The 25,457-nt window shown below is 73.2% G+C and carries 23 protein-coding genes and 1 riboswitch; of the genes, 15 read left to right on the top strand and 8 right to left on the bottom strand.

Annotation, left to right across the window (positions count from 1 at the left end; genetic code table 11):
• Positions 1-14: 14 nt before the first annotated feature.
• The 5 genes from QBL21_RS08230 to gcvT all read right to left on the bottom strand — a co-directional run bounded on the left by QBL21_RS08230 (position 15) and on the right by gcvT (position 5,553).
• A complete protein-coding gene (locus QBL21_RS08230) occupies positions 15-875 on the bottom strand; it encodes an alpha/beta fold hydrolase (protein ID WP_407561351.1) in 861 nt (286 codons plus the stop codon).
• A 232-nt stretch (positions 876-1,107) separates the two neighbouring features.
• On the bottom strand, positions 1,108-2,490 hold the full coding sequence (locus QBL21_RS08235; RefSeq protein ID WP_407561352.1) for an L-serine ammonia-lyase: 1,383 nt from the start codon (positions 2,488-2,490) through the stop codon (positions 1,108-1,110).
• A gap of 123 nt (positions 2,491-2,613) precedes the next feature.
• The gene (glyA, locus tag QBL21_RS08240) at positions 2,614-3,897 is read right to left on the bottom strand and encodes a serine hydroxymethyltransferase (protein WP_407561353.1); all 1,284 of its coding nucleotides are present in this window, start codon (positions 3,895-3,897) and stop codon (positions 2,614-2,616) included.
• A 65-nt stretch (positions 3,898-3,962) separates the two neighbouring features.
• Positions 3,963-4,340, bottom strand: a complete 378-nt coding sequence (gene gcvH / locus QBL21_RS08245) for a glycine cleavage system protein GcvH (RefSeq protein ID WP_407561354.1) — start codon at positions 4,338-4,340, stop codon at positions 3,963-3,965.
• Positions 4,341-4,419: 79 nt separating this feature from the next.
• Complete coding sequence (gene gcvT / locus QBL21_RS08250) at positions 4,420-5,553, bottom strand: glycine cleavage system aminomethyltransferase GcvT (RefSeq protein ID WP_407561355.1); 1,134 nt, start codon at positions 5,551-5,553, stop codon at positions 4,420-4,422.
• Between the two features lie 148 nt (positions 5,554-5,701).
• A riboswitch (glycine riboswitch) is annotated at positions 5,702-5,798 on the bottom strand.
• Between the two features lie 168 nt (positions 5,799-5,966).
• Between gcvT and QBL21_RS08255 the strand changes: the two genes are divergently transcribed.
• Complete coding sequence (locus QBL21_RS08255; RefSeq protein WP_407561356.1) at positions 5,967-6,530, top strand: AAA family ATPase; 564 nt, start codon at positions 5,967-5,969, stop codon at positions 6,528-6,530.
• A gap of 100 nt (positions 6,531-6,630) precedes the next feature.
• On the opposite strand, the gene QBL21_RS08260 is transcribed toward QBL21_RS08255, so the two are convergent.
• Positions 6,631-7,278, bottom strand: coding sequence for a hypothetical protein (locus QBL21_RS08260; protein ID WP_407561357.1), 648 nt, complete (start codon positions 7,276-7,278; stop codon positions 6,631-6,633).
• A gap of 131 nt (positions 7,279-7,409) precedes the next feature.
• Between QBL21_RS08260 and QBL21_RS08265 the strand changes: the two genes are divergently transcribed.
• The 9 genes from QBL21_RS08265 (at position 7,410) to QBL21_RS08305 (ending at position 17,708) form a co-directional block, all read left to right on the top strand.
• Positions 7,410-8,177, top strand: coding sequence for an enhanced serine sensitivity protein SseB (locus QBL21_RS08265; RefSeq protein ID WP_407561358.1), 768 nt, complete (start codon positions 7,410-7,412; stop codon positions 8,175-8,177).
• 132 nt (positions 8,178-8,309) lie between these two features.
• Positions 8,310-9,110 (top strand): enhanced serine sensitivity protein SseB C-terminal domain-containing protein, encoded by an 801-nt coding sequence (locus QBL21_RS08270; protein WP_407561360.1) that lies wholly within the window; start codon positions 8,310-8,312, stop codon positions 9,108-9,110.
• A gap of 336 nt (positions 9,111-9,446) precedes the next feature.
• Positions 9,447-10,445 (top strand): ABC transporter permease, encoded by a 999-nt coding sequence (locus QBL21_RS08275; protein ID WP_407561361.1) that lies wholly within the window; start codon positions 9,447-9,449, stop codon positions 10,443-10,445.
• 134 nt (positions 10,446-10,579) lie between these two features.
• Positions 10,580-12,310, top strand: a complete 1,731-nt coding sequence (locus tag QBL21_RS08280) for an ABC transporter substrate-binding protein (RefSeq protein WP_407561362.1) — start codon at positions 10,580-10,582, stop codon at positions 12,308-12,310.
• A 75-nt stretch (positions 12,311-12,385) separates the two neighbouring features.
• A complete protein-coding gene (locus QBL21_RS08285; RefSeq protein ID WP_407561363.1) occupies positions 12,386-13,393 on the top strand; it encodes an ABC transporter permease in 1,008 nt (335 codons plus the stop codon).
• Positions 13,390-14,529 (top strand): ABC transporter ATP-binding protein, encoded by a 1,140-nt coding sequence (locus QBL21_RS08290; RefSeq protein ID WP_407561364.1) that lies wholly within the window; start codon positions 13,390-13,392, stop codon positions 14,527-14,529. Before QBL21_RS08285 ends, QBL21_RS08290 begins: the two co-directional genes overlap by 4 nt.
• A complete protein-coding gene (locus QBL21_RS08295; protein WP_407561365.1) occupies positions 14,526-15,662 on the top strand; it encodes an ABC transporter ATP-binding protein in 1,137 nt (378 codons plus the stop codon). Before QBL21_RS08290 ends, QBL21_RS08295 begins: the two co-directional genes overlap by 4 nt.
• 42 nt (positions 15,663-15,704) lie before the next feature.
• Positions 15,705-16,364: a trimeric intracellular cation channel family protein gene (locus QBL21_RS08300; RefSeq protein ID WP_407561366.1), complete on the top strand. Its 660-nt coding sequence runs from the start codon at positions 15,705-15,707 to the stop codon at positions 16,362-16,364.
• 153 nt (positions 16,365-16,517) lie between these two features.
• Entirely contained in the window at positions 16,518-17,708 is a 1,191-nt protein-coding gene (locus tag QBL21_RS08305; RefSeq protein WP_407561367.1) for a cysteine desulfurase family protein, read from the top strand.
• A gap of 90 nt (positions 17,709-17,798) precedes the next feature.
• Here QBL21_RS08305 and QBL21_RS08310 read toward each other — a convergent pair whose 3' ends face one another.
• Entirely contained in the window at positions 17,799-18,581 is a 783-nt protein-coding gene (locus QBL21_RS08310) for an N-acetylmuramoyl-L-alanine amidase (protein WP_407561368.1), read from the bottom strand.
• Between the two features lie 90 nt (positions 18,582-18,671).
• Here QBL21_RS08310 and mnmA point away from each other — a divergent pair, with 90 nt between their 5' ends.
• The gene (mnmA, locus tag QBL21_RS08315; protein WP_407561369.1) at positions 18,672-19,811 is read left to right on the top strand and encodes a tRNA 2-thiouridine(34) synthase MnmA; all 1,140 of its coding nucleotides are present in this window, start codon (positions 18,672-18,674) and stop codon (positions 19,809-19,811) included.
• 55 nt (positions 19,812-19,866) lie between these two features.
• On the opposite strand, the gene QBL21_RS08320 is transcribed toward mnmA, so the two are convergent.
• Positions 19,867-20,667, bottom strand: a complete 801-nt coding sequence (locus tag QBL21_RS08320; protein WP_407561370.1) for an alpha/beta fold hydrolase — start codon at positions 20,665-20,667, stop codon at positions 19,867-19,869.
• A 118-nt stretch (positions 20,668-20,785) separates the two neighbouring features.
• On the opposite strand from QBL21_RS08320, the gene QBL21_RS08325 reads away from it, so the two are divergent.
• From QBL21_RS08325 to ligA, 4 genes are all read left to right on the top strand, one after another.
• The gene (locus QBL21_RS08325; protein WP_407561371.1) at positions 20,786-21,322 is read left to right on the top strand and encodes a TIGR00730 family Rossman fold protein; all 537 of its coding nucleotides are present in this window, start codon (positions 20,786-20,788) and stop codon (positions 21,320-21,322) included.
• Between the two features lie 12 nt (positions 21,323-21,334).
• Complete coding sequence (locus tag QBL21_RS08330) at positions 21,335-22,057, top strand: SDR family oxidoreductase (RefSeq protein WP_407561372.1); 723 nt, start codon at positions 21,335-21,337, stop codon at positions 22,055-22,057.
• A 64-nt stretch (positions 22,058-22,121) separates the two neighbouring features.
• Complete coding sequence (locus tag QBL21_RS08335) at positions 22,122-23,180, top strand: methionine synthase (protein WP_407561373.1); 1,059 nt, start codon at positions 22,122-22,124, stop codon at positions 23,178-23,180.
• A 16-nt stretch (positions 23,181-23,196) separates the two neighbouring features.
• Positions 23,197-25,356 (top strand): NAD-dependent DNA ligase LigA, encoded by a 2,160-nt coding sequence (ligA, locus tag QBL21_RS08340; RefSeq protein WP_407561374.1) that lies wholly within the window; start codon positions 23,197-23,199, stop codon positions 25,354-25,356.
• Positions 25,357-25,457 lie beyond the last annotated feature (101 nt).

Raw genomic sequence — 25,457 nt, forward strand, 5'->3', positions numbered from 1 at the left:
CCGGCGCACGGCCGTCAGGCCGTGAAGAAGGCCGCCAGGCTGACCGCGAGCGGCTCCGGCGCTTCCTCCGCCATGTGGTGCCCGGAGTCGATGCCGTGGCCGCGGACGTCGTCGGCCCAGGGGCGCCAGATCGCCACCGGGTCGCCGTAGAGCTCCTCCAGATCGTCCCGCAGCGACCAGAGGATCAGTGCGGGACAGCGGACCCGCGCTCCGGCGGCTCTGTCGGCCTCCTCGTGGCGGGCGTCGACGGTGAGTCCGGCGCGATAGTCCTCCAGCATGGCGCGCACGACGTCCGGGTCCCGGGTCGCCGCGCGCCACTCGTCGTGGTTCTCCCGCCCCATGCTCCGGGGGTCACCGCGATACCAGCGGTCGGGGTCGGCGTTGATGACGCGCTCGGGGATCTCCGGCTGGGCGAAGAAGAACCAGTGCCACCACCGGGTGGCGAACGTCGCGCCGGCACGGTTCAGGTGCTCGGTGAGCGGGATGCCGTCCAGGAACGCGGCGCGCGTCACTGCGTCGGGGTGATCGAGGGCGAGCCGGAGGGCCACGTAGGACCCGCGGTCGTGCCCGGCGAGCTGGAAGCGGTCGTGTCCCAGCGCGCGCATCACCTGGACCATGTCCGCCGCGACCGCGCGCTTGCAGTGGGCGGCGTGGTCGGCGGTGGGCGCGGGACCCCGGGAGCGGCCGTAGCCGCGCAGGTCGGGGCAGACGACGGTGAAGCCACGTTCGACCAGGAGCGGGGCGACGCGATGCCAGGTGGCGGAGGTACGGGGATGACCGTGCAGGAGGAGGACCGGAGGGCCGTCGCCACCGTGGCGTACGAAGATCGTCGCGTCCTCGGTGTCGATGAACGTCTCTGTGAACCGCTCGAACATCACTCCAGCATCGTCCGGCGCGGGGTTGCTGGGAAGGAGTGGCCGCCGGTCGACGCCTTCCTCGTCCGGCAGCGCGGCGGGGTGGGCGCAGCATGGCCCGCCGGCCAGGTCAGCGGGCTCCTGGCCAGGGACACACGAGGGACTTCCCAGGGACTTCCCAGGGACAAAACGCGAGCCGGAAAGCCTCCGACAGCTCTGAATGATGCAAAGCCGCAGGTCGGAGCAGGAGTCGTCAGCACTCCACCACGTTGACCGCCAGCCCGCCGCGGGCCGTCTCCTTGTACTTGACCTTCATGTCCGCGCCCGTCTCCTTCATCGTCTTGATGGCCTTGTCGAGCGAGACGAAGTGCTGGCCGTCGCCGCGCAGCGCCATGCGGGCCGCGGTGATCGCCTTGACCGCCGCCATGCCGTTGCGCTCGATGCACGGGATCTGCACCAGGCCGCCGATCGGGTCGCAGGTCAGGCCCAGGTTGTGTTCGATGCCGATCTCCGCGGCGTTCTCCACCTGTTCCGGGGTGCCGCCCAGGATCTCGGCGAGGCCGCCGGCGGCCATCGAGCAGGCGGAGCCGACCTCGCCCTGGCAGCCGACCTCCGCGCCGGAGATGGAGGCGTTCTCCTTGAAGAGCATGCCGATGGCGCCCGCCGCGAGGAGGAAGCGGACCGCGGTGTCGTCGTCCGCGCCCGGGACGAAGTCCGTCGCGTAGTGCAGGACCGCGGGGATGATGCCCGCCGCGCCGTTGGTGGGGGCGGTGACGACGCGGCCGCCGGCGGCGTTCTCCTCGTTGACCGCCATGGCGTAGAGCGTGACCCACTCCATCGCGTGCGCCGCCGGGTCGCCCGCCGCGCGGAGCTGGCGGGCCTCGCCGGCGGCGCGGCGGCGGACCTTCAGGCCGCCGGGGAGGATGCCCTCGCGGGCGGTGCCGCGGGCGACGCACTCGCGCATGACCCGCCAGATCTCCAGCAGCCCGGCGCGGATCTCCGCCTCCGTGCGCCAGGCCCGCTCGTTCTCCAGCATCAGCGAGGAGAGCGACAGGCCCGTCTCGCGGGTGCGGCGCAGCATCTCGTCGGCGGTACGGAAGGGGTGCTTCAGCACGGTGTCGTCGAGCTTGATCCGGTCCTCGCCGACGGCCGCCTCGTCCACGACGAAGCCGCCGCCCACCGAGTAGTACGTCTTCGCCAGCAGCGTCCGGCCGTCCGCGTCGTACGCGGCCAGCGTCATGCCGTTCGCGTGGTACGGCAGCGAGCGGCGGCGGTGCAGGACGAGGTCGGCGGAGGGGTCGAAGGGGATCTCGTGGTCCGCCCCTATCTCGGCGCCCAGCAGGTGCAGCCGGCCGGTGGTGCGGATGCGCTCCACCTCGCCCTCGGCCCACTCGATGTCGACGGTGCGCGGCGAGTGGCCCTCCAGGCCGAGAAGCACGGCCTTGGGGGTGCCGTGGCCGTGGCCGGTGGCGCCGAGGGAGCCGAAGAGTTCGGCCCGTACGGCGGCGGTGTGGGCCAGCAGGCCCTCGTTCTTCAGCCGGCGCGCGAACAGCCGGGCCGCCCGCATCGGGCCGACCGTGTGCGAACTCGACGGGCCGATGCCGATCGAGAAGAGGTCGAAGACGGAGATGGCCACTCGGGACTCCCTTGTCCTTTCGTGGGGCGTGCGCGTGCGACGTACGTGGTGGCGCGCCTGCGCGTACGGCCCCTTGGCCCGCGGCCCGCCGCCGTGTGGGCGGCGGGCCGCCGGCCGTGCGGGCTACAGGCCGGGGTACAGCGGATGCTTCTCGGCCAGGGCCGTGATCCGGGCGGCGAGGTCGGCCGTCTGCGGATCGTCGGAACCCCAGCGGGTGAGGGGTGCCTTGAGGGCCTCGGCGATGACGTCGGCGACCTCCTCGAAGTCCGCGGCGGTGAAGCCGCGGGTGGCCAGCGCCGGGGATCCGATGCGCAGGCCGGAGGTGACCATGGGCGGGCGCGGGTCGTTCGGGACCGCGTTGCGGTTGACGGTGATGCCGATCTCGTGGAGCCGGTCCTCGGCCTGCTGGCCGTCCAGCTCGGAGTCGCGCAGGTCGACCAGGACCAGGTGGACGTCCGTACCGCCGGAGAGCACCGAGACGCCGGCCGCGCGCGCGTCGTCCTTGAGCAGCCGCTCCGCCAGGATCCGGGCGCCGTCCAGCGTGCGCCGCTGGCGCTCCTTGAACTCCTCCGACGCCGCGATCTTGAACGACACCGCCTTGGCCGCGATCACGTGCTCCAGCGGCCCGCCCTGCTGGCCGGGGAAGACCGCCGAGTTGATCTTCTTGGCGAGTGCCTGCCGCGACAGGATGACGCCGCCGCGCGGGCCGCCGAGCGTCTTGTGCGTCGTCGTGGTGACGATGTCCGCGTACGGCACGGGGTTGGGGTGCAGGCCCGCGGCCACCAGCCCGGCGAAGTGCGCCATGTCGACCATCAGCAGGGCGTCGACCTCGTCCGCGATCCGGCGGAAGCCCGCGAAGTCGAGCTGCCGCGGGTACGCCGACCAGCCGGCGATGATCAGCTTCGGCCGCCGCTCCCTGGCCAGCCGCTCGACCTCGTCCATGTCGACCAGGCCGGTCCCGGCGTCGACATGGTAGGCGGCGACGTCGTACAGCTTGCCGGAGAAGTTGATCTTCATGCCGTGGGTCAGGTGCCCGCCGTGGGCCAGGTCCAGGCCCAGGATCGTGTCGCCGGGCTTGAGCACCGCGAACATCGCCGCCGCGTTGGCCGACGCGCCGGAGTGCGGCTGCACGTTGGCGGCCTCGGCGCCGAAGAGCGCCTTGACGCGCTCGCGGGCCAGTTCCTCGGCGACGTCGACGTGCTCGCAGCCGCCGTAGTAGCGGCGGCCGGGGTAGCCCTCGGCGTACTTGTTGGTGAGGACCGAGCCCTGCGCCTCCAACACGGCGACCGGGGCGAAGTTCTCCGAGGCGATCATTTCGAGGGTGGACTGCTGGCGCTTGAGTTCGGCGTCCACGGCGGCGGCGACCTCGGGGTCGACCTCGTGGAGCGAGCCGTTCAGAAGGGACATGGGACCTTCCGTGGGAAAGGGCGGACGCGGGCGGTCGGGACGGGCGGAGCTGCGGCGGCGGAGCGTCAGCCCGCGGTGAACGCGGTGTACTCGTCGGCGGACATCAGGTCGCCGGACTCGGCCCCGACGCGCACCTTGAACAGCCAGCCGTCCTCATACGGCCCGGAGTTCACCAGCGCCGGGTCGTCCACGACGTCCTGGTTGGTCGCGGTGACCTCCCCGGTCACCGGCGCGTAGAGGTCGGAGACGGACTTCGTCGACTCCAGCTCGCCGCAGGGCTCGCCCGCGGTGACCGCGGCGCCGACGTCCGGCAACTGGACGAAGACGACGTCGCCCAGCGCGTTCGCGGCGTGGGCGGTGATACCGACGGTGGCGACGCCGTCGTCGCCGGTCGCGACCCACTCGTGTTCCTTGCTGTAACGCAGGTGCTCAGGGTTGCTCATGAGGCGATTCTCCAGGATCGGGACGTGGGTGACGTAAACGGGCGCGGGCGGAAACGGTCGGGGATGCCCCCGGAAGCGGTCAGAGGCGCTTGTAGAACGGCAGCGCGACGACCTCGTACGGCTCGTGGCTGCCGCGGATGTCGACGCCCACGCCGGTGGCCGCGGACGGCCCCGGCTCGGCGTGCGCGGCGTCCACGTACGCCATGGCGATCGGCTTGCCGAGGGTGGGGGAGGGGGCGCCGGAGGTGACCTCGCCGATCCGCCTGCCGCCGGCCACCACCGCGTACCCCGCGCGCGGCACCCGCCGGCCCTCGGCGACCAGGCCGACCAGCACCCGCGGCGGCTCGGCCGCGGCGCGCTCCGCGGCCTCCTCCAGCGCCCGGCGCCCGACGAAGTCGCCGGGCTTGTCGAGCTTGACGACCCGGCCGAGGCCGGCGTCGAAGGGGGTGAGCGCGGTGGTCAGCTCGTGCCCGTACAGCGGCATGCCGGCCTCCAGCCGCAGGGTGTCGCGGCAGGAGAGCCCGCAGGGCACCAGGCCGTCGTCCTGCCCGGCGGCGGTCAGCGCCTCCCACACGGCGACCGCGTCCGCGGGGCGTACGAACAGCTCGAAGCCGTCCTCGCCGGTGTAGCCGGTACGGGCGATGAGCGCGCCGGCGCCGGCGACGGTGCCGGGCAGGCCCGCGTAGTACTTCAGGCCGGCCAGGTCCGCGTCGGTGACCCGGCCGAGGATCGCGGGCGACCGCGGGCCCTGCACGGCGATCAGGGCGTACGCGTCCCGGTCGTCCCGTACCTCCGCGCCCGGGAAGCCCGCCGCCCGCTCGGTCAGGGCGTCCAGGACGACCTGCGCGTTGGCGGCGTTCGCGACGACCATGTACTCCTCGTCGGCGAGCCGGTAGACGATCAGGTCGTCCAGGATGCCGCCGTCCTCGCGGCAGATCATCGTGTACCGGGCGCGGCCCGGGCGCACGGCGGAGAGCCGGCCCACCAGCGCGTGGTCCAGCAGCTCGGCGGCCTGCGGGCCGGTGACGGCGATCTCGCCCATGTGGGAGAGGTCGAAGAGGCCGGCGCGGGCGCGCACCGCGAGGTGCTCCTCGCGCTCGCTGCCGTAGCGCAGCGGCATGTCCCAGCCGGCGAAGTCGGTCATGGTGGCGCCGAGCGCGCGGTGCGCGGCGTCGAGCGCGGTGCGGCGCGGTGCAGGGCTCTCAGTGGTCATCGTCAGGCTCCCGGACAGGGGGTGGTCGTGTCCTCCCCATCTGTCATCGGAACCTGAGAGGTTCGCCACGATCCCGCGGGAGCGTGGCTTGCACCTTGGGTGGGGCGGCGCCGGCGCAGGGCCGGGCACGCCCGCTTTTCAGATCTGCCTCGCCCGTGCGGTGACGGTGCCTGAGAGATTCAAGGGAGGACTTGCTCCTTCGGCGCCCGGTGCGCGAGGCACCGGGACTCTCCCGCGCGGGTTCGAACGGCCGGTATGGAGTTGGCGGGGCCCATCATGACATGCGGGCGCCGATCGCGGGACAGGGCGAACAACTGGGAGGCCACCTTCCGTTGCGTCCTTGTCCAGCCCCGCCGCTGTTGCGAGGCTTGTGGAGGGCAAGCGGCAGGTCGGTGCGGGGCGTGGGAGGCAGCGTGACGGTGGAGCAGGCGGCCTCCCGGGAACGGCTTCGATATCCCGAGGGGGACATCGTCGTGATCTCCGGCCTGCCGGGCAGCGGCAAGAGCACCCTCATGCGGCGTGCGCAGCCGCCGGCGGCGGTGCTGCTGATCGACTCGCAGTACGTACGCGAGCGCTGGGCGCGGAAGCTGGGCGCGCGGCTGCCGTACGCGATGTACCGGCCGCTGGTCCGCATCGACCACTACGCCCGGCTGCGGCTGGCGGTCCGCGCCGGCGGCAGCCTCGTCGTGCACGACTGCGGCACGCTGCCGTGGGTGCGGTGGTGGCTGACCAGGCAGGCCAGGCGGTTAGGGCGCGGGGTGCACGTGGTGGTGCTGGACGTGCCGGCCGAGGTGGCGCGGGAGCGGCAGGAGGGGCGCGGGCGCACGGTGTCGCGGTACGCCTTCGCCCGGCACCGCTGGGCGCACCGCAGGCTGCTGGACTCGGCGCGCGACGGGGGAATGGCGGACGGGTGCGACTCGGTGCTGGTGCTCGACGGGGCGGCGGCGGGGGCACTGCGCTCGATCAGCTTCGGCTGAGCCCGGCCCGGCGGTGCACGCCCGCGGGCGGCTCCGCGCCTGCCCGTGCCCCTGCCCGCGGGGTCCCTGCCCGCGCGCCCCTGCCGCGGATCCCCGGCGGCTACGCGCCGGAGTGCGCCGGCAGCCGCGGCGGCACCGCGGCGTTCGCCGGCGGCGTCCCGGGCACCTGCCCGGCCGGCACCAGCCCGCTGACCGCCGCCGCCGCGAGGACCCGTACGAGCGCCGCCACGGTCACCGAGGCCCGCTCCTCCACCGCCGCCCTGTCGCCCGCTCGCCCGGCCCGTACCAGGCCGTCCAGCTCCTTTTGCAGCGCGGCGGCGGCCTGCGCCAGCGCGGTCGTCTCCTGCGCCTTCATCGACTTGACCGTGGTCCTGGCCCGCGCCGCCGCGGCCACGGCGTCCAGGTGCGACCGCACGTCGGGCAGCGTGCGCGGGTCCAGCCGCCCGCCGTCGGCGACGGCCTGCTGGACCTGCTCGACGGTCCGCGCCGTGGTGGCGGTGAGCTGCCCGAGGTGCGCCAGCAGTCGCAGCGTCGAGGCGTCCACGTCGGCGGCGGCGGGGGCGGCGGCCGGGGCAGTGGCCGGGGCGGTGGCGCCGGCCGCGCGCCGGCCGTCGTGGTGCCCGCTCCCGGCCGCGCCCCCGCTCACGCCCCCGGCGGCGCCGGGCCCGGCGGCGCCGAGCACGAGGGCGCCGCCGGCGACGGCGGAGACGACGGTGGCCGCGAGGCCGGCCATTCGGTTCGTACGCATGGGATGCGGGCTCCCTTTTCCGAGGTCGGGCGGGTGAGAGGGCTCCACCGTGTGCAGGTGCGGGCTTCGCCCGCGAGCGCTCGCAGCCGTTAGGGTGCCGACGTTCGTCCCCCGACGGTTGGCTGGTCCCGATGAGCTTCGACTACCCGCACCCTCCCGCCACGGGCGGCTTCCCCGGCAACGAGCTGGAGGAGGTGCTCGCCGCCTCCCTCGGCAACCCGCAGGCCGGGCCGCGCCTGCTGGAGGTGCTGGGCCGCAGCAGCCTGTGGGTGCCGCTGCCCGAGGGCGGCGGCCCCGACAGCGGCCCGCTGGGCGTGCCGACCACCGACATCGCCGGCGCTCCGTACGTGCCGGTGTTCTCCTCGCAGGAGGAGTTCCTGCGGGTCACCGGCTCCCACATGTCGTTCACCGTGGCGCCGGCCCGCGAGTTCGCCCGCGGGCTGCCGCCGCAGGTCGGCATCGCGGTCAACCCTGGCGGCACGGTCGGCGTGCCGCTGCCGCCGGCGGCGGTGGCCGAGCTGTGCCGGGACCGCGGCTCTGCGCGGCTGCCGGGGGAGGCCCGGGGCGGCCGGGTGCGGCTGTTCACGCCGGACTGGCAGGACGACCCGGTGGACTTCCTCGCGGTCGCGCGGGAGGAGTTCGAGCGGATCGGGGTGGTGCGCAGCGCGCGCCGGGGGCTCGCGAGCGTGGAGGCCGGTCCCGTCCAGCTCTACATCGGGGTCGAGCTGCTGGACACGTACGACGAGAGCCGCCAGGCGACGGTGGAGGCGCTGGGCCGGGCGCTGGGCGCGCAGCCGGTGCCGTGGAAGGTGCAACTGGTCTTCCTCGACGCCGCGGTGGACCCGGTGATCACCTGGATGCGGGCCAAGGTCGAGCCGTTCTACATCCGGGTCGGCTGACGCGGTCAGGCTCTAAGCTGGTTTGATGACCTTTCCGGGCGTACACGCCTGCCCGGGAGCGGCGGCGGCCGAGACGAAGGGTTGGGGCCCAGGGTGAACGGGGGCGCGAGCGGGAGTGCGCCGGGAGCGGGCGTGGATCAGTTGGTCCGCCAGGTGGCTCCCGGCAGGTACGACGCGTACGAGGCGCTGCTCGCCGCGCTGGCCGCCGGGCGGGTGTGGATGCTGCTCTGGCAGGGCCGCCCGGAGTCCCCCGACGCGCAGTACGGGAGCATGCAGGTCGAGGGCCACGCCTACGCGCCCTGCTTCACCTCCGACCGCGAGCTGGCCGCCAGCGGCTGGGCCGGCGCCCACGAGTCCGTGGCCGGCGCGGAGATCGCCGCCGCGCTCTACCCCGACCGCTGGGGCCTGTGGCTCGACCCGCACGCCGCGGGCGGCGGCGTCGGCGTCCCCTGGCTCGACCTGCGCCGGATCGCCACCGGACTGGACCGGCTGCCCGCGGGGCCGCTGCGGATCTCGGAACCGGTCGCGGACGTCGCGCAGTTCTACGCCCTGCTGGGCCAGACCGCCCACCGCACGCCCGCCGTGCGCACGCTCTGCCGTGCCTGGGTGCAGCCGGCGCTCGGCGAGCCGTACCTGGCCATCGGCATCGACCTGTACGACACGGGCCGGCAGTCCGTCGCCGCGGCGCAGTCGATGATGCAGGAGTCCGTGGCGTCCGTGCCCCCGGGGCTGGCGGTCTCCACGGTGGCGCTGGCCGACGACCACGACCCGGTGGCGATGTGGATGCGGGCCAACTCCCGGCCGTTCTTCGACCGCGGCGCCTACGGCGGCGGCCCGGCCGCGCCGCCGGCCGGCTACGGCTATCCGCCGCCGCACTCGGCGGGCGGCGCCCCGCAGTCGGGCTGGCAGCCGGGACCCGCCCCGCAGTTCTGAGGGCTGCCCTCCTATATCCGGATCTGTCCCGCTATTACGGCGAGGAAGATCCGCTCAGGAGCAGTGGGGTGTCCGGATAACGGTATCCACTGCATCTCATCACGTTTGCGCATCCATTCCCCTCGGGGTCTGGCGAGTGATCCCAAGCGCGTTGAAGACTCCCCCCGCAGGAGGCTGTCGTTCCCCTGTGCGACGGCAGACATTCACGATCACGCATACGGCACCAGAGCACTACGGACCACGGCACCACGGCATGACTTGCACCAGCGAAGCGAATGAGCCGCTACCGCGGCAGACGACGGCGGGACGCCGCCGCTCGAGAGGGGTCCCCACAACATGACGGCACCTATCGAGACCACCGGCGCCACTCAGGCGACGCCGGAAGCTCTCGTCGAGGGCGTGGACAAGAGCCGGATCGAGGGCCGTTCACTCGGGCGCATCGCCTGGATGCGGCTCAAGCGCGACCGCGTCGCCATGGCCGGCGGCGTCGTCGTGGTGCTGCTCGTCCTGATCGCCGCGCTGTCCCGCCCGATCCAGGCGATCTTCGGTCTCGACCCCAACAAGCTGAACCAGGACCTGGTCGACCCCTCCCTGTCCACCCCGTACGGCTCCTTCGGCGGCATCAGCTGGGACCACCCGCTGGGCGTCGAACCGCGGCTCGGCCGCGACATCGCCACCCGGATCCTCGAAGGCTCCTGGGTCTCGCTGCTCGTCGCCTTCGGCGCCACCATGGTCGCCGTCGTGATCGGCACCATCCTCGGCGTGATCGCCGGCTACTACGGCAAGTGGGCGGACACGATCATCAGCCGGACCATGGACACGTTCCTGGCCTTCCCGGTGCTGCTCTTCGCGATCTCCATCTCGGCCGCCCTCCAGGGCGGCGCGTTCGGGCTGAAGGGCCTCCAGCTCCACATCGGGGTGCTGATCTTCGTCATCGGCTTCTTCAGTTGGCCGTATATCGGCCGCATCGTCCGCGGACAGACGCTCAGCCTGCGCGAACGCGAGTTCGTCGAAGCGGCGAAGAGCCTCGGCGCGCGCGGCCCCTTCATCCTCTTCCGGGAACTGCTGCCCAACCTGGTGGGGCCGATCCTCGTCTACTCCACCCTGCTGATCCCGACCAACATCCTCTTCGAGGCTGCGCTCAGCTTCCTCGGCGTGGGCATCCAGCCGCCGCAGGCCAGTTGGGGCGGCATGCTGGACAGCGCGATCGACTACTACCGGGTCGATCCGATGTTCATGGTCGTACCGGGCGTGGCGATCTTCCTGTCCGTGCTGGCCTTCAACCTCTTGGGCGACGGGCTCAGGGACGCACTCGATCCCAAGGGCCGCCGATGACGCCGATGACACCGATGACGCCGATGACCCCAAGAAGCAGCCTGGGCGCGGCACCCGCCGTTCCCGCTCTCGTCCCATCACTCCGAACCAGGGGGCAACGCCTCACCATGAAACTCAGGTCGAAATCAGCCGCCATGCTCGCGGTTGCCGTCTCGGTCGCGCTGACCGTCTCCGCCTGCGGCGGTGGCGGCAACGATGACGACGAGGGCGGCGAGGGCGGCGGCGCCGCCGCGAACGCGGCGATCGAGAAGGTCCTCAACCAGTCGGACAAGAAGGGCGGGACCCTCGTCTACGAGTCCGCCGACGTGCCGGACTCGATGGACCCGGGCAACACGTACTACGGCTACGTGTGGAACTTCAGCCGGCTGTACGCGCGCTCCCTCATGACCTACGCCCCCGGCCCGGGCGCGCAGGCCGCGGAGCCCGTGCCGGACCTCGCCGAGGGGCCCGGTGAGGCCACCGACGGCGGCAAGACCTGGACGTACAAGATCAAGAAGGGTGTCAAGTACGAGGACGGCACCGAGATCACGGCCGGCGACGTCAAGTACGCCGTCGAGCGGAGCAACTACGCCCGCGACGTGCTCTCCCTCGGCCCGAACTACTTCGCCCAGTACCTGAAGAACCCGGACGACTACCAGGGTCCGTACAAGGACAAGAGCGAAGAGGGCATCGCGTCCATCGAGACGCCGGACGACCACACGATCGTCTTCAAGCTCGACCAGGCGTTCCAGGAGTTCGACTACCTGGTGGCCATGACCCAGACGGCGCCGGTGCCGCGGGACAAGGACAACGGCTCGGACTACCAGAAGAACATCGTCTCCTCCGGCTCGTACAAGTTCGAGAGCTTCGACCTGGACAAGTCCGCGACCCTGGTCCGCAACGACCAGTGGGACCCGAAGACGGACAAGATCCGCAAGCAGCTCCCGGACAAGATCGAGGTCCGGTTCAAGGTCAACCCCGAGACCATCGACCAGAACATCGAGGCCGGCAAGACCCACGTCATGTTCGACGCCCTCGGCGTCACCGGTCAGACCCAGTCCCAGTTGCTGCGGGACAAGGCCAACAACATCGACAACCCGACCGGCGGCCGGCTGACCTACCTGGCGATGAACACCCAGCTCGCGCCGTTCGACGACGTCAACTGCCGCAAGGCCGTGGAGTACGCCGTCGACAAGGACTCCTCGATGCGCGCGCTCGGCGGCGAGCCCAAGGGCGAGATCGCCACCACCGCGCTGCCTCCGGACGTCCCGAGCCACGAGCCCTACGAGGACCCGTACGCCACCGAGGGCAACAAGGGCGACGTCGACAAGGCCAAGGCGGCGCTGAAGGAGTGCGGCCAGCCCGACGGGTTCGACACCGTGCTGACCGCGCGCACCGAGCGGCAGGACGAGATCGACAACGCCACCGCGATCCAGGCGTCCCTGAAGAAGGTCGGCATCAACGCCGAGATCCAGAAGTTCCCCGGCGGCAAGTACTTCACCGACTTCGCGGGCTCCCGGAAGTGGACCGAGGACAACAAGGCCGGCCTGTACATGATGCAGTGGGGCTCCGACTGGCCCAGCGGCTACGGCTTCCTCCAGCAGATCGCCAACGGCGGCGCCCTCGGCGAGTCCGGTAACACGAACATCTCGTACCTGGACGACCCGGAGATCAACGAGCTGCTCGACGAGTCGATCGCCAACCCGGACAAGGCGGCCCGTGCCACGGCGTACGCCGAGGTGGACAAGAAGATGCTGGAGACGGCGGCCATCGTGCCCCTCTCCTACTTCAAGGTCCTGCACCAGCGTTCGGACAAGCTCACCAACCTGGTGGTCTCGCAGGCGTTCAGCGGTCAGTACGACTACCTGAACCTCGGCCTGAAGTAGCACCCCCACCGGCTGCGCGGGCGGTGCCCTCACCGGCACCGCCCGCGCCGCCCGGACCGTGGAAGGCACGCCCTCGTGTTCGCGTATCTCATCCGGCGGCTGCTGGCCGCGGTGGTGCTGCTGTTCGTCGTGAGCGCCATCACCTACGCCATCTTCTTCATCCTGCCGCGGCTCGCCGGCAGCTCCGCAGACCAGCTCGCCGCGCAGTACATCGGCAAGAGCCCGGACCCCAAGACCATCGAAGCGGTCAAGCAGAACCTCGGCCTCGACGATCCCGTCTACGTCCAGTACTGGGACTTCATCCGCGGCATCTTCGCCGGCCGGGAGTTCAACTTCGGCCCCGACCCGTCGCAGTGCAACGCGCCCTGCCTCGGCTACTCCTTCCGCAAGCACGTGGAGGTCTGGCCGGAGATGATGGACCGGCTGCCGGTCACCGCCTCGCTGGCCATCGGTGCCGCCGTGCTGTGGCTGGTCTCCGGAGTCGTCACGGGCGTGATCTCGGCGCTGCGCCCGGGGTCGCTCTTCGACCGCGCGGCGATGGGCGTCGCCCTGGCCGGTGTCTCGCTGCCGATGTTCTTCACCGGTACCGTCGCGCTGGCGCTGTTCGTCTACAACTGGCAGATCTTCCCGAACGAGTACACGCCGCTCACCGAGAATCCGGTGCGCTGGTTCCAGGGGTTGATACTGCCCTGGTTCTCGCTGGCGTTCCTCTACTCCGCGCTCTATGCGAGGCTCACGCGGGCCGGAATGCTGGAGACCATGGGCGAGGACTACATCCGCACCGCCCGCGCGAAGGGCCTGAAGGAGCCGGTGGTGGTCACGCGGCACGCGCTGCGCTCCGCGCTCACGCCCATCGTGACGATCTTCGGCATGGACTTCGCGCTGCTGCTCGGCGGTGCGTTGATCACCGAGAAGGTGTTCTCCTTCAACGGGGTCGGCTCCTGGGCCGTGCAGTCCATCAACGAGAACGATCTGCCACCGATCCTCGGTGTGACGTTGTTCGCCGCCTTCTTCATCGTGATCTGCAATCTGGTGGTCGACTTCGTGTACGCCGCCATCGACCCGAGGGTGAGGGTCTCGTGACCGGCCTGACGAAGACGGGCGCCGTCGGTGAGCCGGTGCCCGCCACCGGCGCGGAGGCGTCGTCCTTCCTGGACGTACGGGACCTGAAGGTCCACTTCCCGACGGACGACGGGCTGGTCAAGTCCGTCGACGGGCTGTCCTTCCAACTGGAGAAGGGCAGGACCCTCGGCATCGTGGGCGAGTCCGGCTCCGGCAAGTCCGTCACCTCGCTGGCGGTGATGGGCCTGCACACCGCCGGGCAGTACGGCAAGCGGCGGCGGGCGCAGCTCTCCGGCGAGATCTGGCTCAACGGGCAGGAACTGCTGTCCGCCGAGCCGGACGCGGTGCGCCGGCTGCGCGGCCGCGAGATGTCGATGATCTTCCAGGACCCGCTGTCCGCGCTGCACCCGTACTACAAGATCGGGTACCAGATCGTGGAGGCGTACCGCGTCCACCACGACGTCGACAAGAAGACCGCGCGCAAGCGGGCGATCGAGATGCTCGACCGCGTCGGCATCCCCGAGCCCGGCAAGCGCGTCGACGACTACCCGCACCAGTTCTCCGGCGGCATGCGCCAGCGCGCGATGATCGCGATGGCGCTGGTGAACAACCCCGAACTGCTCATCGCCGACGAGCCGACCACCGCGCTCGACGTCACCGTGCAGGCGCAGATCCTCGACCTGATCCGGGATCTCCAGAAGGAGTTCGGCTCCGCGGTCATCATCATCACCCACGACCTCGGCGTGGTCGCCGAGCTGGCCGACGACATCCTGGTGATGTACGGCGGCCGGTGCGTGGAGCGGGGCTCGGCCGAGCAGATCTTCGACCGGCCGCAGCACCCGTACACCTGGGGCCTGCTCGGCTCCATGCCGCGGATCGACCGCGAGGCCACGGACCGGCTCATCCCGGTCAAGGGCAGCCCGCCGAGCCTCATCAACGTGCCCGGCGGCTGCGCGTTCCACCCCCGCTGCCCCTACGCGGAGGTGCCCGCGGACGACGCCAGCCGTACGGTGCGGCCCGAGCTGCGCGAGGTGGGCAACGGGGGTGCCCCCGCCAATGAGGGCGCAGCCGGCGGGGGAGGCCACTTCGTCGCCTGCCACATGCGGCAGGAAGACCGGGAGCGCATCTACACCGAAGAGATTGCGCCGAAGCTGTGAAGGACGAGGCTGTGTCCGAGACGAAGGCCGACAAGGCGACCGGGGCCGACAAGGCGACCGACGCCGGCGGGACGAAGGCGACCGTGCCGATCCCGGGCGCGCGGCTGCGCAAGAAGCCCGCCGCCGGCACCGAGCCGCTGCTGAAGGTCTCCGGGCTGACCAAGCACTTCCCCATCCGCAAGGGCCTGATGCAGCGCAAGGTCGGCGCGGTGCAGGCCGTGGACGGCATCGACTTCGACGTGCTGCCCGGCGAGACCCTGGGCGTGGTCGGCGAGTCCGGCTGCGGCAAGTCCACCATGGGCCGGCTGATCACCCGGCTGCTGGAGCCCACCGGCGGCACCGTCGAGTTCCAGGGCCGGGACATCACGCACCTGAGCACGGGCCAGATGCGCCCGCTGCGCCGCGACGTGCAGATGATCTTCCAGGACCCGTACTCCTCGCTGAACCCCCGGCACACCGTCGGCACCATCGTCGGCGCCCCCTTCAAGCTCCAGAAAGTGCGGCCCGAGGGCGGGGTGAAGAAGGAGGTCCAGGGGATCCTGGAGCGGGTCGGGCTGAACCCCGAGCACTACAACCGCTATCCGCACGAGTTCTCCGGCGGCCAGCGGCAGCGCATCGGCATCGCCCGGGCGCTGGCCCTCCAGCCGAAGCTGATCGTCGCGGACGAGCCGGTCTCGGCGCTGGACGTGTCCATCCAGGCGCAGGTGGTCAACCTGCTGGACGACCTCCAGCAGGAGTTCGGGCTCACCTACGTGATCATCGCCCACGACCTGTCCGTCGTCCGGCACGTCTCGGACCGGATCGCGGTCATGTACCTGGGCAAGGTCGTCGAACTCGCCGACCGCACCAGCCTGTACCAGGAGCCGCTGCACCCGTACACCAAGGCGCTGATGTCCGCGGTGCCGGTGCCGGACACCAAGCGCAGGCAGCAGCGCGAGCGGATCCTGCTCAAGGGCGACGTGCCCTCGCCGATCGCGCCGCCGCCCGGCTGCCGCTTCCACACCCGCTGCTGGAAGGCCACCCAGGTCTGCAAGACCAAGGAGCCCCCGCTGCTGGAGCTGAAGCCCGGTCGGCGCACCGCCTGCTGGCACCCGGAGAACGCGCCCGACCAGGCACCCGACGACACGAAGTAGTCCGCGCGGGGGCAAGACGCGCAGGGGCGGAGCGGGGCCGTGGTGTCCGACGAGCTGTTCACCCCGTCCCTCCAGCACTGGCTGGACCTCGCGGGGATCTTCGTCTTCGGGATCTCCGGTGCGCTGCTCGCGGTCCGGAAGAACTTCGACGTCGTCGGCATCGCCGTGCTCGCGCTGGCCACCGGGCTCGGCGGCGGGCTGCTGCGGGACCTGGTGATCGGCGCGGTGCCCCCGGCCGCGTTCACCGAGCCGGGGTACCTGCTGACGCCGCTCGTCGCCGCGCTGCTGGTCGTCTTCCTCCACCCCGAGGTGGAGCGGATCACCAGCGCGGTCATGGTCTTCGACGCCGCGGGCCTCGGGCTGTTCTGCGTCACGGGCACGCTCAAGGCGTACGAGTACGGGCTCGGCCTCACCTCCGCCGCGGTCCTCGGGCTGACCAGCGCGGCCGGCGGCGGCGTGGTGCGCGACCTGCTCGCCGGCGAGGTGCCCTCGCTGCTGCGCTGGGACCGGGAGATGTACGCGGTGCCGGCGCTGGTCGGCGCGGCGGCCACCGCGCTGCTGATCCGCTTCGACCAGGTCGGGCCCGCCTCGGCGACGGCCGCGGCGGCGCTGGCGTTCGTGCTGCGGCTGCTGGCGCTGCGCTTTCGCTGGCGGGCCCCGCGCGCCTGGCAGCGGCGCAGCAGGGCGGCGGGGGAGGGCTGAGAGGGCGCGGGCCCGTCCGGTGACCGCGGTACGGGCCGCCGGACCGCCGCGCTACGGGCCGGAGGGCGCCGCGGTACCGGCCGGGGCGCCCGCCCGCGGGGCCGGAAGGCGGCGTTCGGCGGGCGCGGCGGGCGCCGTAGAATCGGGACCACCATGGACCAGGCTGTCTACCTCGACCACGCCGCCACCACCCCGATGCTCCCCGAGGCGGTGCGGGCCATGACCGAACGCCTCACCGTCACCGGCAACGCCTCGTCGCTGCACGCCGCGGGCCGGCGCGCCCGGCGCGCGGTCGAGGAGTCCCGGGAGCGGCTGGCCGCCGCCTTCGGCGCCCGGCCCAGCGAGGTGGTCTTCACCTCCGGCGGCACCGAGGCGGACAACCTGGCGGTCAAGGGCCTGTACTGGTCCCGGCGCGCCGAGGACCCCGCCCGTACCCGGGTACTGGCCAGCCCCGTCGAGCACCACGCGGTGCTGGACGCCGTGCACTGGCTCCAGAAGCACGAGGGCGCCACCGTCGACTGGCTGCCCGTCGACACCCACGGCCGGGTGCACCCCGACGCGCTGCGCGCCGCGCTGGAGCGCGGGCCCGGCGGGGGCGCGGGCGACGTGGCGCTGGTCACCGTGATGTGGGCCAACAACGAGATCGGCACGGTCATGCCCGTCGCCGAACTCGCCGCGGTGGCGCGGGAGTACGGCGTGCCGATGCACGCCGACGCCGTGCAGGCCGCGGGCCAGGCCGAGGTCGACTTCGGCGGCTCGGGACTGGCCGCCCTGACGCTGACCGGGCACAAGATCGGCGGCCCGTACGGCATCGGGGCCCTGCTGCTCGGCCGGCAGCACGCGCCCGAGCCGCTCCTGCACGGCGGCGGCCAGGAGCGCGAGGTGCGCTCCGGCACGCTGGACGTGCCGGCGGTCGCGGCGTTCGCGGTGGCGGCGGAGCTGGCCGCCGGGCGGCGCACGGAGTTCGCCGCCGAGGTCGGTGCGCTGCGCGACGGCCTGGTGGCCGCGGTACGCGCCGCGGTGCCCGACGCGGTGCTCAACGGCGACCCCGACCCGGCCGGGCGGCTCCCGGCCAACGCGCACTTCTCCTTCCCCGGCTGCGAGGGCGACTCCCTGCTGCTGCTCCTGGACGCCCAGGGCATCGCGTGCTCCACCGGCTCCGCGTGCACCGCGGGCGTCGCGCAGCCCAGCCACGTGCTGCTCGCCGCGGGGGCGGACGCGGACCTCGCGCGGGGCACGCTGCGGTTCTCGCTGGGGCACACGACGACGGAGGCGGACGTGGCGGCGCTGGCGGCGGCGATCGGCCCGGCGGTGGAGCGGGCCCGCGCGGCCGGGCTGACCTGACCCGGGGCCGGCCTGGCCCGCGACGGCGCGGGCGCGGGCGGCGCGGGGCGGTGTGGTCCGTAGCGGAGCCTTGCCGGGGTTCCGGGGGGTTCAGGAGTCGCGCGCCGGGCGTGTGCTCGCCTCGCGGTCCGCGGCGGCGTGCGCCTCGCGCACCAGCCGCATGTACCGCCGCCAGTCCCAGTGCGGCCCGGGGTCGGTGTGCGTGGCCTCGGGCACCTCGTTGTGGCCGACGATGTGCTCCCGGTCCACGGGGATGTCGTAGCGCCGGCAGATGTCCGCGGTCAGCTTCGCCGACGAGCGGTACATGACGTCGGTCAGCGTCTCCGGGCGGTCCACGAAGCCCTCGTGCTCGATGCCGACGCTGCGCTCGTTCCACTCGCGGTTGCCCGCGTGGAACGCGACGTCCAGCTCGCGCACCGTCTGCGCCACGTGCCCGTCCTCGGCCCGTACGACGTAGTGGGTGGCGGCCCCGTGGCCGGGGTCGCTGAAGACCTGGAGGGCCACCGCGTAGCTGCCCTCGGTGACGTGGATGACGACGCGGTCGATGCCGTAGTCCGCGGGGCGGTCGGCGCGGCGCCAGTTCGCCTCCGAGGCGCCGGCCCAGCCGGCGGCGGCGTAGTCCAGCTCGCCCGGCTTGCGCGGTTTGTCGATGCCGGGCACCTGCCACCACACGCGCCTGAGCTGCTCGAACCCGGCCCAGCCGAGGCCGGCGCCGACGGCGCCCACGCCGAGGGCGGCGAGCACGGCGCGGCGGCTGGAGCGGCGGGGCAGCGCGCTCTCCGCGGGCCGCCCGGCGTCCGCGCGGGGCTCGCCCGCCCCGTGCTCCGGGCCGCCCGGCCCGTGCCCGGGGTCCTCGCCGTCCGTCGTCGGCATGCGGTGGTTCCTTCTCGTTCGGTCTCGATCGGCCAACGCCTCCGGCCACCGGACGGTTCCGCGCCGCGGCCTCGTTACCCTGGAGTGGCTATGACACCACCAGCGACACACGCGGCCCGCCCCGCCCGTCTGAAGGTCCTCGCCGCCATGTCCGGCGGCGTGGACTCCGCCGTCGCCGCCGCCCGCGCCGCGGCGGCGGGGCACGACGTCACCGGGGTGCACCTCGCGCTCTCCGCCAACCCCAAGTCCTTCCGCACCGGTGCCCGCGGCTGCTGCACCGTCGAGGACTCGCACGACGCCCGTCGCGCCGCCGACGTCATCGGCATCCCGTTCTACGTCTGGGACCTCGCCGAGCGGTTCCGCGAGGACGTCGTGGAGGACTTCGTCAGCGAGTACGCCGCGGGCCGCACGCCCAACCCCTGCCTGCGCTGCAACGAGAAGATCAAGTTCGCCGCGCTGCTGGACAAGGCGCTGGCCCTCGGCTTCGACGCGGTGTGCACCGGCCACTACGCCAAGGTCCTCACCCGCGCCGACGGCAGCCGCGAGCTGCACCGCGCCGCGGACGCGGCCAAGGACCAGTCGTACGTCCTCGGCGTGCTCGACGAGCGCCAGCTCGCGCACGCCATGTTCCCGCTCGGCGACACCGAGACCACCAAGGCCGAGATCCGCGCCGAGGCCGCGGAGCGCGGGCTGTTCGTGGCCGAGAAGCCCGACAGCCACGACATCTGCTTCATCGCCGACGGCGACACCCAGGGCTTCCTCGCCCGCCGCCTCGGCGCCGCCGAGGGCGACGTCGTCGACGAGTCCGGCACCCGCGTCGGCACCCACTCCGGCGCGTACGGCTTCACCGTGGGCCAGCGCAAGGGGCTGGCGCTCGGCCACCCGGCCCCCGACGGCCGGCCCCGCTACGTGCTCGACATCTCGCCCGTGGACAACACCGTCACCGTCGGCCCCGCCGCGTCCCTGGACGTCGAGGCGCTGACGGCGCTCTCGCCGCGCTGGTGCGGTACGCCGCCGGCCGGGCCGGGCGCGTACACCGCGCAACTGCGCGCGCACGGCGGCGAGACGGCGGTGACCGCCGAGGTCGTCGGCGCCGAGCTGCGGGTGAGCTTCGCGGAGCCGGTGCGGGGGGTGGCGCCGGGGCAGGCGGTGGTGCTGTACGACGGCACCCGCGTGGTCGGGTCGGCGACGATCGCGAGCACCCGGCGCGCGGGCGCACCGGTGGCGTAGCCGACGCCCGGGCCCGTACCGCCGGCCACGCCCGGCCCGTGGCCCGTACCGCCTGCTACGCCGCGAAGAACTCGGTCAGCACCGGCGCCACCGCCTCCGGCGCCACCTCGTGCGTCTGCCCCTCCAGCAGCGCGAAGCGGCCGTCGCGCACGGTGTCCGCCACCGTGCGCGCCGCGTCCTGGATCCACTCCCAGCTCGCGCCGCCCGCCAGCGCGAGCACCGGCACGCTCACGCCCGCCAGCCGCCCGGCGGGCACCCGGCCGTCGCCGAGCACGTCGTAGTCGTACGCGAGGGTGGGCGCCAGCGCGGTGAACTCCGCCCACAGGGACGTGGCCTTCATCTCCCGGATCGCCTCCGGCGGCGCACCCACGCCGCCGATGAAGTGCGTCACCGCGCCGTCCCGGTCGCCGGCGGCGAGCAGTTCGTGCAGCCGGGCGACGCCCGCGTCGTACTCCTCGTCGCCGCCGTCGCCGGCCCGGAACGGCGGCTCGTAGACCGCGAGGCGGGTGATCGGCAGCCCGGCCGCCCCCGCGCGGAGCGCCAGCGCCGCCCCCGAGGACATGCCGTACACCACCGCGCTGCCGCCGACCGCTTCGATCACCGCGGCCAGGTCCTCGACCTCCCGCTCGGCGACCCCCGTCGGCGGGATGCGGCCCGCGGTGGCGTCGCCGCTTCCGCCCCGGCCGCGGCGGTCGTAGAGGACCGCGGTGCGGCGGCCGGCGAGCAGTTCGGCCAGCGGGGCGTCGGCCGTACGGGCGCACAGGGCGCCCTGGACCAGGACGACGGGCGGACCGTCGCCCAGCGTCTCGTACGCGACGGGCGTGCCGTCGGCCGAGGTGGTGGTGCGCTGCGTCATACGTACTCCTCGGGCGTCCGGGGCCCGCGTGCGGGACCGGCTTCTTCATATACCGAGCGGCCGCGCGGCCGAAACCCGCCGGTCCGGGGTGCCGGGTCCCGCGCGTACGGTGTCATGCATGAACATCTGCGTCTTCCTCTCCGCGGCCGACCTCGACGAGCGCTACACGGCGCCCGCCCGGCAGTTCGCCGGGCTGCTGGGCAAGCGCGGGCACACGCTGGTGTGGGGCGGGTCGGACGTGGGACTGATGAAGGTGGTCGCCGACGGCGTGCAGGAGCACGGCGGCCGGCTCGTCGGGGTCTCGGTGACCTTCCTGGCCGACCAGGCGCGCGAGGGCGCCGACGAGATGGTGATCGCCCGGGACCTCGCCGAGCGCAAGGCGGAGCTGCTCACCCGCTCCGACGCGATCGTGATCCTGGTCGGCGGCACCGGCACGCTGGACGAGGCCACGGAGATCCTGGAGCTGAAGAAGCACGGGCTGCACACCAAGCCGGTGGTGCTGCTCAACAGCGCGGGGTACTACGACGGGCTGCACGAGCAGTTCCGGCGGATGGAGGCGGAGGGGTTCCTGCCGCTGCCGCTGACGGAGCTGATGTTCTTCGCCGACGACCCGGAGGCCGCCATGACGTATCTGGAGACGCATCCGGTGCGATGACAGGATGGCCGCATGAGCGAGACCACCCCTGCCGCCCCGTCCACCGCACACCTGATCACCGGCGCCGCCTCCGGCATCGGCGAGGCGCTGGCGCGCCGGCTGGCCGCGCGCGGGCCCGCCGACGGCCTCTGGTTCCTCGTGCGCAGCGAGGCCCGCGCCGCGGAGCTTGCGGAGCGCTTCCCCGGGGCGCGCACCGTCGTGGCCGACCTCGGCGAGCCGGGCGGCCTGGCCGGCGCGCTGGCGGGGCAGGAGCTGCCGGCCCGGCTCGACTCGCTGGTGCACGTCGCGGGCGTGGTGGAGCTGGGCCCTGTCGCGGAGACCACCCCGAAGGTCTGGGACGAGACGCTGGCGGTCAACCTCACCGGGCCCGCCGAGCTGACCCGGCTGCTGCTGCCGCGGCTGCGGGCGGCGCGGGGGCACGTCGTGTTCGTCAACTCCGGCGCCGGGCTGAGCGCGGGGCCCGGGTGGGGCGCGTACGGCGCGAGCAAGCACGGGCTGAAGGCGCTGGCCGACGCCCTGCGCGCCGAGGAGGCCGGCAGCGGCGTCCGGGTCACCACCGTCTACCCGGGCCGCACGGCCACGCCGATGCAGGCCAAGGTGCACCGCCAGGAGGGCCGGGAGTACGAGCCGGGGCGCTGGATCGACCCGGAGTCGGTGGCGACGACCCTGCTGACGGCCCTGGACCTGCCGCGCGACGCCCAGATCACCGACGTCTCCGTACGCCCCGGCCCGTAGGCGGGCGGCACGGCCGGACACCCGCGGGGCCGCGGGGGCGCGGCGTCGGCATACCCTCACCCTCGTGACTGAGACAGCGACGCGCCCGTGGGGTGCAGGTGCCGCGACCGGCGTGGGGTCCATGCCCGGCGAAGACGCGCGGGAGACCGCGCGCACCGTGACCGGCGAGGTCGGCGACTTCCCGTTCCTGCCCGAACTGCCCGCGCGCGGGCCCGGCGCCGACATGGTCGGCCGCAGCGCCGGGATGCTCGTCGACGTCTACGCGCACCTCCAGCCCAGCGGCTGGCGCATCGCCGACCGGCCGGGCATGGACAGCCGCAGGGCGCGCTCCTGGCTGGGCGAGGACCTGGACGCGCTGGAGGAGTTCACCCAGGGCCACACCGGCCCGCTGAAGGTCCAGGCCACCGGGCCGTGGACGCTGGCCGCCGCGCTGGAGCTGCGCGGCGGCGAGGCCGCGCTGCGCGACCCCGGCGCCTGCCGCGACCTGGCCGCCTCGCTCGCCGAGGGGCTGCGCGCCCATCTGGCGGAGGTACGCCGCCGGGTGCCCGGCGCCGAGGTGGTGCTCCAGCTCGACGAGCCGTCGGTCACCGCCGTGCTCACCGGCCGCATCGCCACCGCCAGCGGCTACCGCACCTACCGGGCCGTGGACCGCGCGGTGGTCGAGGGCACCCTGGGCGACGTCATCGGTGCGGTCGGCGCCACCGGCCCCGCCGGCACCCCGGTCGTCGTCCACTCCTGCGCCCCGGACGTGCCCTTCGCGCTGCTGCACCGCGCGGGGGCCGCGGCCGTGTCGTACGACGCGGGGCTGCTGACCGAACGCCAGGACGAGCAGATCGGCGAGGCCGTGGAGGGCGGGCTCGGGCTCTTCGCGGGCGTCGTGCCGGCCACCGGAAACGCGTCGGCGGGCACGCCCGCAGGTGCGGGTCCGATGTCAGACCCGGCAGGTAGCGTCGGGGGTGTTAGGACGCTTTGGCGCAGGTTGGGGCTGCCGCCGCAGGCGCTCGCCGGCACCGTGGCGATCACTCCGGCGTGCGGCCTCGCGGGCGCCGACCCGGAGTACGCCCGCCGGGCCCTCGCCCACTGCGTCCGTGCCGCGGGGTCCCTCGCCCGGGACCCGGAGTGAGAACGGGAGGCCCGGTGTGAGTACGGACAGCGTGGCGCGTGAGCGGCATCGGCTGCTGGCCGAGCAGATCGAGGAGCACCGCTTCAGGTACTACGTGACGACGCCCGTCATCAGCGACGCCGACTTCGACAAGCTGCTGCGGGAGCTGGAGGCGCTGGAGGAGGAGCACCCCGAGCTGGTCACGCCCGACTCGCCGACCCAGAAGGTCGCCGGGGCGTACGAGACGGAGTTCACCTCCGTCCGGCACCGCGGCCGGATGCTCTCCCTGGACAACGCGTTCACGGACGAGGAGCTGGACGCCTGGGCCGACCGCATGGCCAAGGAGCTGGACCCCACGCCGTACCACCTGCTGTGCGAGCTGAAGGTCGACGGCCTCGCGGTCAACCTGACGTACGAGCACGGCCGGCTGGTCCGCGGCGCCACCCGCGGCGACGGCCGCTCCGGCGAGGACATCACGCCGAACATCCGCACCATCGGCGAGATCCCGCACCGCCTGGAGGGGGAGAACGTCCCCGACCTGGTCGAGATCCGCGGCGAGGTGTACTTCACGCTCACCGAGTTCCAGCAGCTCAACGCGGCTCTGGTGGCCGAGGGCAAACCCCCCTTCGCCAACCCGCGCAACTCCGCGGCCGGTTCGCTGCGCCAGAAGAACCCCCAGGTCAGCGCCTCCCGACCGCTGCACATGGTGGTCCACGGCATCGGCGAGATCGAGGGCGTCCGCCTCGACCGCCTCTCCGGGGCGTACGACCTGCTCAAGGAGTGGGGCCTGCCCACCTCGCCGTACACCAGGGTGGTCGACGGCATCGACGGCGTACGGGCCTACGTCGCGAGCTACGCCGACCGCCGCCACGACGTGGCGTACGAGTTCGACGGCGTCGTCGTCAAGCTCGACGAGATCGCCCTCCAGGGCCGACTGGGCTCCACGTCCCGCGCGCCGCGCTGGGCCATCGCGTGGAAGTTCCCGCCGGAGGAGGTCAACACCAAGCTGGTCGACATCCGCGTCGGCGTCGGGCGCACCGGGCGGGTGACGCCGTACGCCGTGGTCGAGCCGGTGACGGTGGCCGGCTCCGAGGTCGAGTTCGCCACCCTGCACAACCAGGACGTGGTCAGGGCCAAGGGCGTGCTCATCGGCGACACGGTCGCGCTGCGCAAGGCGGGTGACGTGATCCCCGAGATCATGGGCCCGCTGACCGACCTCAGGGACGGCAGCGAGCGGGAGTTCGTGATGCCCGCGGAGTGCCCCGAATGCGGCACGGCGCTCAAGCCCATGAAGGAGGGCGACGTCGACCTGCGCTGCCCCAACGCCCGGTCCTGCCCGGCCCAGCTCCGCGAGCGGCTCTTCTACCTGGCCGGCCGCCGCTGCCTGGACATCGAGAACTTCGGGTACGTCGCCGCCACCGCGCTCACCCAGCCGCTGGAGCCGGCGGAGCCGCCGCTGAAGGACGAGGGCGGCCTGTTCGACCTGAAGGTCGAGGACCTGCTGCCCATCAAGTCGTACGTCCTGGACCAGGACACCGGCCTGCCCAAGCGCGACCCGGAGACCGGCGAGGAGAAGGTCGTCACCTTCTTCGCCAACAAGGAGGGCAACCCGAAGAAGAACACCGAGCTGATGCTCGGGCACATCCGGGCGGCCAGGGACCGGCCGCTGGCCCGGGTCATCGCGGGGCTGTCCATCCGGCACGTCGGGCCGGTCGCCGCGGAGGCGCTGGCCCGCGAGTTCCGCTCGATCGACCGGATCATGGCGGCGAGCGAGGAGGAGCTGGCCGCGGCCGAGGGCGTCGGGCCCACCATCGCCGCCTCGCTGACGCAGTGGTTCGCCGAGGACTGGCACCGCGAGATCGTCGAGCGGTGGCGCGCGGCGGGCGTGCGGACGGAGGAGGAGGCGGACGAGTCGGAGGGTTCGCGTCCGCTGGAGGGTCTGACCGTCGTCGTCACCGGCACACTCCAGTCGCACACCCGCGACGGCGCGAAGGAGGCGCTCCAGACCCGCGGCGCGAAGGTGACGGGCTCGGTCTCGAAGAAGACCGACTTCGTCGTCTCCGGCGACAACCCCGGGTCCAAGTACGACAAGGCCGTGCAGTTGAAGGTCCCCGTCCTCGACGACGCCGGCTTCGCCGTCCTCCTCGAACAGGGGCCCGACGCCGCCCGCGAGGCCGCGGTGCCACCGCCCGAGTAGCCGCCGGGGCCCGGCTTGTTCGAGTGGTGACCGAAACCCGGCGAGTCGGGGGCAATCGGGCGACCGCAGCCGATCGGCGCCCCTGACGGCCTTTCGCCGCC

Origin of the sequence: Streptomyces sp. 184, assembly GCF_045781775.1 — a bacterium.
Lineage (GTDB): Bacteria > Actinomycetota > Actinomycetes > Streptomycetales > Streptomycetaceae > Streptomyces.